The organism is Bacillus sp. FSL K6-2431 (assembly GCF_038005165.1).
GTDB lineage: Bacteria > Bacillota > Bacilli > Bacillales > Bacillaceae > Bacillus > Bacillus pumilus.
Window position 1 is genome coordinate 1,591,004 of the sequence record NZ_JBBOSQ010000001.1, and the last position, 12,911, is coordinate 1,603,914.

At 42.6% G+C, this 12,911-nt stretch carries 12 protein-coding genes and 1 riboswitch; of the genes, 4 read left to right on the plus strand and 8 right to left on the minus strand.

The window, feature by feature from the left end; all coding sequences use genetic code 11:
- Positions 1–39: 39 nt before the first annotated feature.
- The 7 genes from MHH40_RS08010 to MHH40_RS08040 all read right to left on the minus strand — a co-directional run bounded on the left by MHH40_RS08010 (position 40) and on the right by MHH40_RS08040 (position 8,279).
- Entirely contained in the window at positions 40–807 is a 768-nt protein-coding gene (locus MHH40_RS08010) for an ABC transporter permease (protein WP_050945543.1), read from the minus strand.
- The gene (locus MHH40_RS08015; protein ID WP_050945542.1) at positions 785–1,711 is read right to left on the minus strand and encodes an ABC transporter ATP-binding protein; all 927 of its coding nucleotides are present in this window, start codon (positions 1,709–1,711) and stop codon (positions 785–787) included. The genes MHH40_RS08010 and MHH40_RS08015 overlap by 23 nt, the downstream gene beginning before the upstream one ends.
- 127 nt (positions 1,712–1,838) lie before the next feature.
- On the minus strand, positions 1,839–3,080 hold the full coding sequence (locus MHH40_RS08020; protein WP_050945666.1) for a dicarboxylate/amino acid:cation symporter: 1,242 nt from the start codon (positions 3,078–3,080) through the stop codon (positions 1,839–1,841).
- Positions 3,081–3,158: 78 nt separating this feature from the next.
- Positions 3,159–3,291: riboswitch (cyclic di-AMP (ydaO/yuaA leader) on the minus strand.
- Positions 3,292–3,354: 63 nt separating this feature from the next.
- Positions 3,355–4,377, minus strand: coding sequence for an AI-2E family transporter (locus MHH40_RS08025; RefSeq protein WP_050945541.1), 1,023 nt, complete (start codon positions 4,375–4,377; stop codon positions 3,355–3,357).
- Positions 4,378–4,586: 209 nt separating this feature from the next.
- The gene (gene dctP / locus MHH40_RS08030) at positions 4,587–5,855 is read right to left on the minus strand and encodes a C4-dicarboxylate transporter DctP (RefSeq protein WP_050945540.1); all 1,269 of its coding nucleotides are present in this window, start codon (positions 5,853–5,855) and stop codon (positions 4,587–4,589) included.
- Positions 5,856–5,979: 124 nt separating this feature from the next.
- Positions 5,980–6,663 carry a response regulator gene (locus MHH40_RS08035; protein WP_226804675.1) on the minus strand — a complete coding sequence of 228 codons (684 nt, stop codon included), beginning with the start codon at positions 6,661–6,663 and terminating at the stop codon, positions 5,980–5,982.
- On the minus strand, positions 6,660–8,279 hold the full coding sequence (locus tag MHH40_RS08040) for an ATP-binding protein (RefSeq protein WP_374726565.1): 1,620 nt from the start codon (positions 8,277–8,279) through the stop codon (positions 6,660–6,662). The genes MHH40_RS08035 and MHH40_RS08040 overlap by 4 nt, the downstream gene beginning before the upstream one ends.
- A 68-nt stretch (positions 8,280–8,347) precedes the next feature.
- On the opposite strand from MHH40_RS08040, the gene MHH40_RS08045 reads away from it, so the two are divergent.
- The gene (locus MHH40_RS08045) at positions 8,348–9,445 is read left to right on the plus strand and encodes a DctP family TRAP transporter solute-binding subunit (RefSeq protein ID WP_310026091.1); all 1,098 of its coding nucleotides are present in this window, start codon (positions 8,348–8,350) and stop codon (positions 9,443–9,445) included.
- Between the two features lie 25 nt (positions 9,446–9,470).
- Here the strand turns inward: MHH40_RS08045 and MHH40_RS08050 are convergent, their stop codons facing one another.
- Positions 9,471–10,301, minus strand: a complete 831-nt coding sequence (locus MHH40_RS08050; protein WP_310026088.1) for an EcsC family protein — start codon at positions 10,299–10,301, stop codon at positions 9,471–9,473.
- Between the two features lie 157 nt (positions 10,302–10,458).
- Between MHH40_RS08050 and MHH40_RS08055 the strand changes: the two genes are divergently transcribed.
- From MHH40_RS08055 to MHH40_RS08065, 3 genes are all read left to right on the plus strand, one after another.
- Positions 10,459–10,719: a GlsB/YeaQ/YmgE family stress response membrane protein gene (locus MHH40_RS08055; protein ID WP_003214275.1), complete on the plus strand. Its 261-nt coding sequence runs from the start codon at positions 10,459–10,461 to the stop codon at positions 10,717–10,719.
- Between the two features lie 223 nt (positions 10,720–10,942).
- On the plus strand, positions 10,943–12,220 hold the full coding sequence (locus tag MHH40_RS08060; RefSeq protein WP_003214137.1) for an Nramp family divalent metal transporter: 1,278 nt from the start codon (positions 10,943–10,945) through the stop codon (positions 12,218–12,220).
- A 70-nt stretch (positions 12,221–12,290) separates the two neighbouring features.
- Positions 12,291–12,860 (plus strand): GNAT family N-acetyltransferase, encoded by a 570-nt coding sequence (locus MHH40_RS08065; RefSeq protein ID WP_310026086.1) that lies wholly within the window; start codon positions 12,291–12,293, stop codon positions 12,858–12,860.
- The last annotated feature ends 51 nt before the right edge of the window (positions 12,861–12,911 follow it).

Here is a 12,911-nt window from a genome sequence, read left to right on the forward strand (position 1 = left end):
AAAGATGTCACGAATTTTTCTTGTTATTTGACACAATTTTTACACATTTACATCACGCTTCCAAAAAAGAACCCAAGCCGTGCCAACAAAGAAAACAAAATGCGCCCCTACCATAAATAGAGAAAACAAAGGGCTCATGCCTTGGAACGGCGGCGGTCCTTGAAAGCTGTACTGAGTAAAGTCTGTATTAGCAAAAAGCAGGATTTTCCCCCACTGATTTTCTAAAAGAGACATAATAGGCACAAGTGATTTAGCCGCATATAAAACAAAAAACGAGGTCACAAGCGCAACGAGGCTGTTCCTAAACAAGCTGGAACACATAAAAGCGAAGCTTGCCATCATGATCACTTCCACCCACTGAGATCCGATCACAGCAAATGTATGCTGAAATAGTCGTCCCGTACTTTCGTCAAATGCAGTACCAAAGAAAATAAAGCCAAATAGGAAAGCAATGACATAATAAAAAACAAACAAATAGATGACCGTCAGCACAAGTGTGATGTATTTTGACAGGAAAATTTGCAGCCTTGTTTTGGGCCGTATCAATAAAAACTTGATCGTTCTTTTTTGAAATTCTGTTGAGATCAAGGTCGCGCCAATGACAACCGCGAGCACCTGTAAAATAAACACGACGTTTGTGGAATAAGCAAAATAGTTGGCGACAGTGTCTTGTCCACCAAAGCTGGAGATGACTCGTTTCAACGCTAGAGCCATCGCTAATTGAAACACAACAATCAATCCAAGTGCAATGAACGTGATCTTTTTCCTCGTAATTTTCTTATGCTCATTCTTGATGAGTTGAAGCATCTGCCGTCCCGCCTTCCGTCCATTTCATAAATGCCTCTTCAATTGATGGCTTTTGAGGCGTCATTTCAAGTACAGCAAATCCAGCCAGAACAAGCTGTTTGTTCAGCTCAGGCACTTGGTCTTTGTTCAATTGAAGTAATACATGCGCTCCGTTTCGTTCATATGTATAGGCATGTGTATCAAGCCACGCAGCCGCCTTTTCCACTGGCTGAATATTCATGAGCATCTGTTCTTTCCCCTCTATGTCTCGAAGCATGGCACTGGCTTTGATCTGTCCTTTTTGAATGATGATCATGCGGTCACATAGCTCTTCAACCTCATGCAATAAATGTGTGGCGAATAAGACGGACGTTCCTTCTTCTCTTACTAGCGTTTGCAAGTGCTCCCTGAATTCCTTCATACCTGCAGGATCAAGTCCATTTGTCGGTTCGTCTAAAATGAGCAGGTTCGGCTGATGTAATATGGCTTGTGCAATCCCAAGCCTTTGTTTCATCCCCAGTGAATATGTCTTCACCTTCTGATGAATGGCGTGCTCCAGACGAACTCTTTTCACCACTTCCTGTATTCGTTCCTCTGTCACTCCATCGTGCATCGCCGCATACAGTTCAAGGTTTTCGAAGCCTGTTAAATAAGAATAAAATTCGGGATTTTCTATGATTGCACCAACAGATGACATCGCATGTAGGAAATCCTCATCCTGTGAATATCCATTGATCATGATTCGGCCATTGTTTTTTTTCATCAAGCCAACGATCAAACGAATCAAGGTTGTTTTTCCAGACCCATTTGGTCCTAGTAGGCCGACGATTTCCCCTTTCCCTATTTCTATAGATATATCTTGTAAGATCATTTTCCGGCCAATTCGTTTATCGACTTTCTCTACTTTTAGAACAGCAGATTCCAACGTGGTTCCTCCTTCTGATGTAAAACCTAAAGCGGCAAATAAGACCGCTCATTCTGTTAAAAGTATATCACGCAAGACAAGGGACTCCATGAAAAAAAGGGCTGATCGAGTCAGCCCTTCTTTTACATTACATGGATAGATTCGGTGATGCTGCGTCTTTCTCGTGTTTTTTCTCCGTTTCTGTCACAATCACCGCACATGCGGCGTCACCTGTAATATTGACAACGGTTCTTGCCATATCTAATAAGCGGTCTATGCCAAGGATGAGCGCAATGCCTTCAACCGGCAGATTCACAGAGTTCAGTACCATAGCGAGCATAATGAGCCCAACTCCTGGCACACCAGCTGTACCGATACTTGCTAAGACAGCCGTTAAGACAACCGTCAGCATTTGGACAAGCGTCAGTTCAACTCCATACACTTGCGCGATAAAAATAGTCGCGACCCCTTGCATAATCGCTGTGCCATCCATATTAATGGTTGCACCAAGCGGCTGTACAAAGCTTGAAATCGGCTCCGGCACCTTCAAACGTTTCTGGGCTGTTTCCATCGAGACTGGGAGGACTGCGTTACTACTTGACGTACTAAATGCGACAACCATTGCTGGAGAAAATCCTTTGAAAAATGCCATCGGATTTCGCTTCGCTAAAATGGCGACAGTTGACCCATAAGTTAGGAAGAAATGCAGCACGAGCGCAACTAACACGACCGAGAAATAAAGGCCCATCGCTTTCATCGCATCAAATCCCTGACTGCCAATGGCAGTTGCGATCAAACCGAATGTTCCGTACGGTGCGAACTTCATCACTATGCCGACAAGGTACATCATTAATTCATTTCCTTGTTCAAACAGCTTTAGCAAACCTTCCGTCTTCTTCCCAAGCATGGCAATGCCAAGACCTAAAAATACACAAAAGACGATGATTTGAAGCATGTTTCCTTCAACTAAAGATTGGACTGGATTGGTTGGGATGATGTTGAGTAGTGTTTCTGCCATTGATGGGGCTTCCTCTGCGGAATAATCAGCTGCTTTCGTATCAAAATGACCGAATGCTCCCGGCTTGATTAATAAGGCTAATGAAATGCCAATGATGATGGCAAAAGTAGTAGTAAGCAGGAAATAAGTAATGGTTTTTACGCCGATTCTGCCAAGCTTTTTCGGATCACCTAGACCTGCTACACCTAGTGTGATGGAAAAGAATACGATCGGCACCACTAACATTTTAATCAGGTTTAAGAAGATTTGACCTAGAGGCGTAAATAGATAAGGGTCTAACACTTTGAATACATTTGGAGCAAAAATGTTAAGCAATAGTCCTGTGATTGCACCTACAAACAAGGCAATAATAATTTTCGTCGCTAGCTTCAATAAAATCTCCCCTTCCTCATCAACAAAGACCCACAAGAGAGTTTTCTCGTGGGTCTTTGTTTCCATACACGTACCACTGTTTACTCTCTTCACGCCGATGAGGTTAGCTGACGGGTTAGGACGAAGAGATGTCCTTTTTTCTCACAGAGAAAAATTCACCCCAAAAACATGGGTCCCCCATTCCTTTAGAAGGATTAAGCGTGTGGTAATATGATATTTTCATACTATTTATACCTTATTTTCGGAAAATTGTAAACAGGTTCATATGAACTTTTTAATTACTTTCTTCCTTATTCGTGACCTCCAAAATATCTAAAATGAACACAAAGATCGGGATACCAATAATCAGTCCCCAAATGCCGATGTAGTGTTCAGAGAAGATCAGCACAACAAATGTGAAGAAGATAGGGAGTTCTGTTTTTGCTGACATGAGCTTCGGGTTTAGGAAATAGGCTTCAATGGCATGGATGATGACGATCACAAGCACGATATACAGGACATACATGCCGCCTCCAAGCGTATACGCAATGATGCTGAGTGGAATAAGTGAGATAACCACACCTGCCACAGGGATTAAGCCTAGCAAAAAGACCATGACCGCTAATCCAAATAATTGCGGGAATCCCATAATACCTAGCGCAATGGTTGTTAAAACACAGTTAACAGTTGCAATAATAAACTGTGCTTCGAGTACCTTTCCGAACGTTCTGGAAAATTTACGTCCAAAGAAGGCGATTTCGTTATAGAACACAGAGATTTTACTCGTTTTGAACTTGTTCATGAATTGAATGAGGCGTTCCTTTTCGAACAGGAAGAACATGCTTAATATTAAGGACATAATGACCTGGATACTGAACGTACTGAAATCAGTTAAGTATGTATAGAGGAAATTAAACCCTTTCTCAAAGTAAGCTGATATTTTAAAATCTCCGAATACGTTCGTGATGACATCAATGAAGGGTAAATCTTGTGGATGATCTGCAATTTTCTTTCCTAAATGAAATAGCTGCTCCACCTGTTTGGCGATGATTGGCACAAACACGAATCCGCCAACCGTCAATCCACCAGCCAAAAGAATATACAAAATGGTAATAACCGATTTCTGCCCTATTTTCAGGAAGCGACTTAAAAAGCCTCTAATGACCTCTTCTAACCGATTCATCAAAAAGGTGAATATGAAGGTCAAGAGAATTAAATTCATCATTCCTCTTAATAAATATAAGGCTGTGGCTAATACTACAAATACAGAAAACCGCTTAACACCGGGTTTTTCGAACAATTTTAAAAATGCTGCCATTTCGTTATACACCTGCCAGGACTAAAGTCTATTTTTCATTGGATCTGATATACATTATATCGGATCTTTCTGTAAATTATATAACAAAAGGTCATTGAGGTCTTACGATTCGACCTAAATTTATCAAGCTTTCATGTTTTTTCTTTTCAACACAAGAAAAAACCGAACCCCATGTAGACATAAGGTTTCGGTTTTTGGTTGTTTTTATACTATACAGCTTGCTTCATATTGCGCATTTCTTGAAGGGCTGTTTTGCTCTTCGCTTCGTCAAATTCACCTTCACTTTTCGCCACAACAATTGTCGCGATTCCATTTCCAATGAGGTTTGTGATGGCTCTTCCTTCGCTCATGAATCGATCTACTCCAAGCAGAAGTGCAAGCCCCTCTAGCGGAATGACCTGTAGTGCAGCGAGTGTAGAAGCCAGCACGATAAATCCGCTTCCTGTCACCCCAGCCGCTCCCTTTGATGTGAGCATTAGAACAAGGATAATGGTGATCTGCTGGCCGATAGACAAGTCTACACCAAACACTTGCGCTAAGAAGACCACAGCCATCGATAAGTAGATCGAGGTTCCATCTAAGTTAAAGGAATACCCTGTTGGGATGACAAGACCCACAACAGACTTAGAGCACCCGTAGCGTTCCATTTTATCCATCATTCTTGGCAGTACGGATTCTGATGAGCTTGTGCCAAGAACAATTAAAATTTCATCCTTGATAAATCGCAGGTAACCAAACAGGCTGAAGCCATACATTTTACAAATGATATTCAGCACAACGAAGATGAACAGGAACATAGTCAAATAAACGGAGAGCATCAGACTTGCGAGCGGTTTAATCGATGCCAAACCAAAGTGACCGATTGTATAGGCCATTGCCCCAAATGCACCAAGCGGCGCAGCACGCATGATATATCCAATGATTTTAAAGAAAACAAGTGACAGCTTATCAAGCCACTCAATGATTCCTTTCCCCTTCTCGCCAAGTGCAGCAAGCGCAACACCGAATAAAATAGAGAAGAATAAGACCTGTAAAATATCACCCTTTGCAAAAGCATCTACCATGTTAGATGGCACAATGTGTGTGACAAATTCCATCCAGTCGATACCCTGTCCCCCGTTTTGGGTATACTGTGAAACATCCCCTTTTTCAAGCTTGCTATAGTCCAGACCTGCACCTGGCTTCATGATATTTACGACAAAAAGACCGATGACCAAAGCAAGCGTCGTGACGACTTCAAAATAAATAAATGCTTTTCCCCCAACTTTTCCAACCTTTTTCATATCCCCCATCTTGGCAATACCAAGAACAATGGTTAAGAAAATAATTGGTGCGATGACCATTTTAACGGCATTGATAAAGGTGTCACCAAGCGGCTTCATTTCTTTTCCGACGTTTGGCCAAACCATCCCGACAATGATCCCGATAATGACAGCTGCAATCACCTGAAATGTCAGGTTCTTCAAAAGCCTCTTCATAAAAAATCAACTCCCTCACCCTTTGATGTAAACGCTTAACTGTTATCTGTAGCTAAATGATAGCGATTTCATCAAAGGCTGTGAAGCTTATGAACATATCGTACATTTTGGTCTTTTTGGTCTCTTAGTCAGAATGTACGATATATTTATTGACAGGCCGGCCTACCCCGCCATATTGCATATCTAATTTCAGCTCGCCTTCTTTCACTAAGAAGTCTAAATACCGGCGTGCCGTGACACGTGCAATGCCGAGTGCATTGGCAACTTCCTCTGCAGACTGCGGACCTTCCTGCATGCCCATATAGGCTTTAATTTCATTCATCGTATGCACATTCAGCCCCTTAGGGAGCCAAGTATCTTCCTGCTTAACAGCAGGCTTTCGTATGATATCATCCAGCATCTCCTGAGAAAATTCTGCTGCTGTGCGAATTTTAGATTTAAACGCTTTATAGCTTTCAAGTGATTCTTTCATACGTTCGAACTTAAATGGCTTGATGATATAATCTCGTGCACCATTTTGAAGCATGGTGCCAATCGTCTCTTTGTCCTTTGCCGCAGAAATAACGATCACGTCCACCTGTATCTTTTGCTTTCTAATGTCTTGAAGCGTCTTTACGCCATCTTTTTTTGGCATATATACATCGAGGACAACAAGGTCTGGACGAATTTCTTTGATGAGCTGGATGCCCTGCTCCCCATTACCTGCGACTGCCGCCACTTGAAAGCCAGGAACACTCTTAATGAACTCTTTATTCACTTCTTGCACCATCGGATCATCTTCAATTAATAGCACCTTAATCTGAGTCATCTGTCTCTCTCCTCTATGATCATTGGGAATTCGATTGAGAAGGTGGTACCAATGCCGATGCTTGATGTGACTTCTACATTTCCCATCCCTTTGTCGATAATCGTTTTTACAATATACAGGCCATAGCCTGTTCCGCCTTCTTTGCCGTGTGTGAAGCCTTTATCGAAAATATAAGGAATCATTTCCTCTTCAATCCCGGAGCCATTGTCTTCAATTAAAATCGCGAGGACATCCTCGGTTTGATCAATACTAATCGAAATGCATTTTGTGTCTCTTTCTACAGTATCATACGAAGCAAAGGCGTTCTCGATCAGGTTGCCAAGCAGCTTCGTCATATCATGTTGATCTAGACGCTCAGGGAAATCACGCAGACAGCTATGTTCGTCTACTTCGACCTTTATGCCTAGCTCCTTGCCCCTTCTGATTTTGCTCATCAATAATCCCGCAACGGCATCATGCTGTATGACGCGGTGAAGAAAGTCCAGCACATGTTCCTGTTCTTCCGTCGTTTGAAAGGCTAAATCGAGCGCCTGATCGGGTTTACCAAGCTGAATCAGCCCGGCAATCGTATGAAGCTTATTCATATGCTCATGATTTTGCACCCGCAGACCGTCTACAAAGTTCTTAACCCCGGTTAGCTCCTCTGCTAATTTTGCCGCTTCTGTCCGGTCCTGAAAAATGGCGACCGCTCCAATAATTTTCTTTTTCATGACAATCGGAATCCGGCTGCTCATAATCCGCTTTCCGCTCATATGAATTTCTTCATTGTAGACGGGTTCTGCGCGATCAATGATCTCTGGAAGTCTTGTGTCAGACAGCACATCCCAAATATTCCGGCCTACGACATCCCCTGTCACGCCAAAGATTTGCTTCGCCTTTTCATTAAAAATGGTGATCATGTGCTGATTATCAATGGCGATGACCCCTTCATTAATAGAGTGAAAGGTTGCGGTGCGCTCCTCTAGCATTCTGACAATCTCATGCGGCTCCAGCTTAAACATTTGCTGTTTAATATGACGAGCGAGTAAAAATGAACCTACAAGCCCAAAGCTGAGCGTCAGCAAAAGGATCATGAGGATATCCCGCTTCATTTCTCCTAATATATCGATCATACTTGGCAGCGTTCTCCCTACAAGGACGACCCCTGTTTGATTAAATTGATCATCCTTCACTGGATAAAACGCTCTGATGGCGGTCCCAAGCTCTCCCTCTGCTTCTGAGAAATAAATATGCTCGGCAAAAGCAGGCTCTTCATCTGTCCCCTCCGAACGCTGGCCAATCCTTGCTTTCACTGGATGCGTTAATCTCACATGCTCCATATCCATGACGACAATGTAGTCAGCGTCTTGAATAATCCGAATCTCTTCGATGGCATGCTGTAATCGGTCACGTTTCTTTGTTTGATCAGCTAACGCCTGCTTTACCTCATTCATCTCCGCAACTGTTCTCGCTGTGTTCATGAGCCTTTTTCGAAGCTCTCGTTCCTCTGTTTGCTGGATTCCCCCAACAAGGACAATTCCTCCGATTAAAAGGGCGAAAATGACAACGAAATATGTGAGGATGGTGAGCTTCCATCTAATAGATAATTGTTGTAATTTCAATCGATTTCTCATCATTTTTTTCACCTGTATCTTTACGAATTCTTCCTCGGTCAAGTATGCTTGACATAAGGGGGATCGGACGCATGAAGAATTTACTCGCCTATACACTATTGCTCTTGATCGGTTTTGTAACCGCTTTATACTTTGGTTTTTATCATATGATGCCAAAGGCAGCGACGACCTTTGACGATGAACAAACAGGGCTGAAGGATCAGCTTGTGTTCAAATTTAGCCATGTCGTGGCAGATAATACACCAAAAGGACTTGCCGCAAAGAAATTTGCTGAGCTTGTGCACGAAAAATCCGATGGGAAGATCACCATTCAAATTTTCTCCAACGGAAGTCTTTATTCTGATATAGAAGAAATTAATGCACTCAAAGAGAATCAAGTTCAATTTATCGCACCATCTACCTCGAAGCTCGGCATGCTATCCTCTGAGTGGCTGGCACTTGACCTTCCCTTTGCTTTTTCTAATTATGATGCGGTTCAGGAAGGCTTGCACGGTGCAATTGGACAAAAATTGTTTGGCACCCTGCAAAAAGACGGGCTAAAGGGAATGGCGTATTGGACAAATGGCTTTAAGCAAATCACCTCTAATAAAGGTCCAATCAAACAGCCTAGTGATTTAAAAAACCAATCTCTCCGCATTATGCAAAGCGACATGATTGAAAAACAATTCAAACTTCTTGGCGCAAAGCCCTATCAGGAATCGTTTAATTCGACGTTTCAGCTATTAGAAACAAAAAAAGTAGATGGTGAAGAAAATACCATTTCAAATATTTATTCAAAAAAATTCTATCATATACAAGACTATATGACGATCAGTAATCACGGGTATTTAGGCTATGTGGTCTTAACAGATCAACCCTTCTTTGATCGCCAGACACCTGAAACGAAACGAATTTTACTTGAAGCTATGGAAGAAACAACAGCTTGGAATGAAAAACATGCAGAACAGATGAACAAAGATCAGCTGGAGGACATTAAACGGGAATCGCAGATTGCCATTCATGAATTGACGCCAGCAGAAAGACAAAAATGGATGAAAGCCCTCGATCCTCTGTATGAGGAAGCCGAAAAAACCATTGGTTCTACCCTAATCAAACAGATTCGTGAGCTGCGTGCGCGTTATGAACATTCTCCGATCCATGCTTTTCAAGAAGAGGATAAGACCAAATAAAAAATCCCTTTGAGAAAGGGATTTTTTATGCACCAGATTCACTCTGTTCTTGCTGCGTGAGCTCTTCTAATCTTGAGATAATTCTTCGCTTTCGGTATTGCATCATGCCTGTTTCGGCAATACTTTTTAGTTGTGAGCGGTTGGAAACTGCGCCAAATAAAATCCCTGCTACGGGAACAAGCTGAAACAGTTTCTTCCAGCCAAATGAATCTCGGTAATTATAGACTACCTCACGCCATCCTTGGATTTGTGAGAACATGTTTTCGTGTTTCCGTTCGGAAGCATGATAGCTCCTGAGTTCTTTTAATATCGATTTCTTCCCAACCACATCAGCAGAGGTCAACTGTAAGCATTTTATGATGAAGACCCGCTCTTCCTTGTTTTTAGGATCATAGCCATAGGTGACGGCAATATCCTGTAGTGTTTTAAGGGAGAGACCAAGTACCGCAGGAATATCTGCAGCCAGTGTAAACATACCACCGACACCCGTTGTCGCCCCTTGTACCGTGGCGAGATTCGTCCTATTTCTCCCCATATGTTCACTAATCGCATCCATGATTTCAATTGGAGCTTTTTCTATATCTTCTATACGCTGAATCGATTCGTCGGCACATTTCTTTTGAAATTGATGGATGATGCCTTTTTCTGATGTCAAATAGGCACCGCCTGATTGAATGTAATGCCCCATTTCATCTAGCAGCACACCGATTTTTTTCTGGATAAAGGCAGGCGTCAGCTTGTCCAGCATTTGAAATGGCAGGCGGCTGAGTTTCTCCCAAAACCATACCTTTTGCTGATCTTTCTCCCACTGTTCAATCTGCTTTAATTGTGCTTTTAGCCACTCTCTTTCCTCCATGCCTTTTTCCTCCTTAGATGCTGCTGAAGTATTTGTTTGTTATTATACACAATCCTTTTCCATCATACGTATAGAACATTGAATCGGTTTCGAAAGGTTTGAAACTTTTTCAAAACGGTTATTGCTTAATACACAAACAAAAAGAGGAGTGATCAACATGTTAGGATTTCTGATTTCATTAGTTGTGGCGATTGTCATCGGCCTTATTGGCAGTGCACTCGCTGGAGGTAGTGTACCAGGAGGATGGATCGGTTCAATGATTGCAGGACTTGCAGGTGCTTGGATTGGTCATGGATTACTTGGAACGTGGGGTCCTAGTTTGGCAGGCTTTGCGATCATTCCAGCAATCTTAGGTGCAGCGATCTTTGTCATCATCTTAAGCCTGATCTTCCGTAGTGTGGGATCAAGGGTATCTTAAAAAAACAAATAACTGAGGAAGCAGTAGGGACACCGTCTATAAAGGCGGTGTTTTTTATGTGTTGGATTGACAAGGTATCTATTTTTTTCACTTACATATGATAAACAAACCTATTAGTTCAGATAGTTGACTTTTCATGAAGATGGGCATATGATGATTAAAAATTGCATCAAGGAAACATTTTGTGCCCAAGCAAAACTTTGTAGAATCTAGGTGATGACATATGACAAACAAATACATCGAGGCACAGGCACACATGTCAGAGGCAGCTGAGCGTGCACTTGAAGGAAAAGTCAAGGGATTTAGAAGACTCCTTCCTTTTCTCGGTCCTGCTTTTATCGCAGCCATTGCTTATATTGATCCAGGAAATTTCGCCACCAACATTGCGGCTGGCTCCAAATATGGATATCTCCTTTTATGGGTCATTCTCATATCAAATCTCATGGCTTTGCTCATCCAGTCTTTATCCGCAAAGCTTGGAATTGCGACAGGCAAAAACTTACCTGAAATCGCACGTGAAGAGTTTCCAAAGCCCGTTTCGATCGGTTTATGGATTCAGGGAGAGCTCGTCATTATTGCCACGGATTTAGCTGAGTTTATCGGGGCGGCACTTGGTTTATACTTGCTCTTTCGAATCCCGCTGCTTGAAGCATCCATTATCGCGGCTATCGGTTCATTTGCGATATTGGAGCTGCAAAGACGAGGATATCGAGCATTAGAAGCAGGTATCACAGGCATGTTGTTCGTTGTCGTGATCGCTTTCGCTGTACAAACCTTTGTCGCCAAACCAGATATCGCAAGTGTCGCTGGCGGACTGTTCATTCCAAAATTTGATGGCGCAGACAGCGTGCTGCTTGCAGCTGGAATTTTAGGTGCCACTGTCATGCCTCACGCAATCTACTTACATTCAGCTTTAACCCAAAGAAGAGTCGTCGGCAGAACGGAAAAGGAGAAAAAGCAGATTTTCCGCTTTGAGTTTTTAGATATCCTCATTGCAATGATCGTCGCCGGGGCCATCAATGCCAGCATGTTGATTGTGGCAGCCGCTTTATTTTATAAAAATGGTCTTTTTGTTGAAGATTTGGATGTTGCGTTTCAGCATTTTGGTACACTCGCAGGGCCTGTATCAGCCATCTTATTTGGTGTAGGTCTGCTTGTAGCCGGACTATCCAGCTCTTCTGTCGGTACATTGTCAGGCGACATCATTATGCAGGGCTTTATTCAATACCGGATCCCGCTGTATGTTCGCCGGCTGATTACCATCATTCCTCCTATTGCAATTATTGCATCTGGAGTGAATCCGACCTCCGCGCTTGTGATGAGTCAGGTCGTCTTATCGTTTGGGATTGCCTTTGCTTTAATTCCGCTCATTTTATTTACAAGTAAAAAACGAATTATGGGCGAATTGACGAATGCTCGCTGGGTGACAGGAATATCTTGGGTGATAGCAGCTCTTGTTGTAGCACTTAATCTCTTCTTAATTGTAGATACGTTTATGTAAAAGACCGTGTTGAGCTGTCTTTTTCTTTCCATTTGGTTATGGTAGAATTCCCCTGAGAGGATGTGGATACATGTTTGTTTATCAGGATCAAGAGATATCCATGCGGCTGCTTGAGCCAAGAGACGCAAGAAGTCTGTATTTGCTCATCCAGCGGTCGAGAGAGCATTTACGTGAATGGATGCTTTGGGTGGATTCAACGCAGACAGAGGAAGACAGTATGGCGTTTATCCAAGGTGCGATGCAGCAAGCGATGCAGAACAACGGTTTTCAAGCGGGCATTTGGTCACATGGAGAACTTGTCGGCATCATTGGCACCCATCAAATTCATTGGATCAATAGAACCGTTTCAGTCGGCTATTGGCTCGGAGAAGGCCATCAAGGAAAAGGCATCATGACAAAAGCATGCCAAGCAGTCATTCGCTATTTATTTGAAGAGTGCGGGCTGCATCGTATTGAGATTAGGGCTGCTGTCGATAACCAGAAAAGCAGACGCATCCCAGAGCGATTATCCTTTTCGCTTGAGGGAATTTTAAGACAATGTGAATGGCTGGGCAATCGCTTTACCGATCATTGTGTGTACGCCCTTTTACAGCCTGAATATATGAAACAAAAAACGCATTCGATGAATCAGCCCACTTAATTGTGTCGATTGCATGAATTATTTTACAAAGTGAAGCTTTGTAGTATCCGT

Excerpts from the sequence above, each read along its gene's own strand:
- MHH40_RS08065 (WP_310026086.1), top strand. The coding sequence starts at position 12,291 with ATGTTTGTTTATCAGGATCAAGAGATATCCATGCGGCTGCTTGAGCCA.
- MHH40_RS08010 (WP_050945543.1), bottom strand. The coding sequence starts at position 807 with ATGCTTCAACTCATCAAGAATGAGCATAAGAAAATTACGAGGAAAAAG.
- MHH40_RS08060 (WP_003214137.1), top strand. The coding sequence starts at position 10,943 with ATGACAAACAAATACATCGAGGCACAGGCACACATGTCAGAGGCAGCT.
- MHH40_RS08050 (WP_310026088.1), bottom strand. The coding sequence starts at position 10,301 with ATGGAGGAAAGAGAGTGGCTAAAAGCACAATTAAAGCAGATTGAACAG.
- MHH40_RS08040 (WP_374726565.1), bottom strand. The coding sequence starts at position 8,279 with ATGATGAGAAATCGATTGAAATTACAACAATTATCTATTAGATGGAAG.
- dctP (WP_050945540.1), bottom strand. The coding sequence starts at position 5,855 with ATGAAGAGGCTTTTGAAGAACCTGACATTTCAGGTGATTGCAGCTGTC.
- MHH40_RS08025 (WP_050945541.1), bottom strand. The coding sequence starts at position 4,377 with ATGGCAGCATTTTTAAAATTGTTCGAAAAACCCGGTGTTAAGCGGTTT.
- MHH40_RS08035 (WP_226804675.1), bottom strand. The coding sequence starts at position 6,663 with ATGACTCAGATTAAGGTGCTATTAATTGAAGATGATCCGATGGTGCAA.
- MHH40_RS08045 (WP_310026091.1), top strand. The coding sequence starts at position 8,348 with ATGAAGAATTTACTCGCCTATACACTATTGCTCTTGATCGGTTTTGTA.
- MHH40_RS08055 (WP_003214275.1), top strand. The coding sequence starts at position 10,459 with ATGTTAGGATTTCTGATTTCATTAGTTGTGGCGATTGTCATCGGCCTT.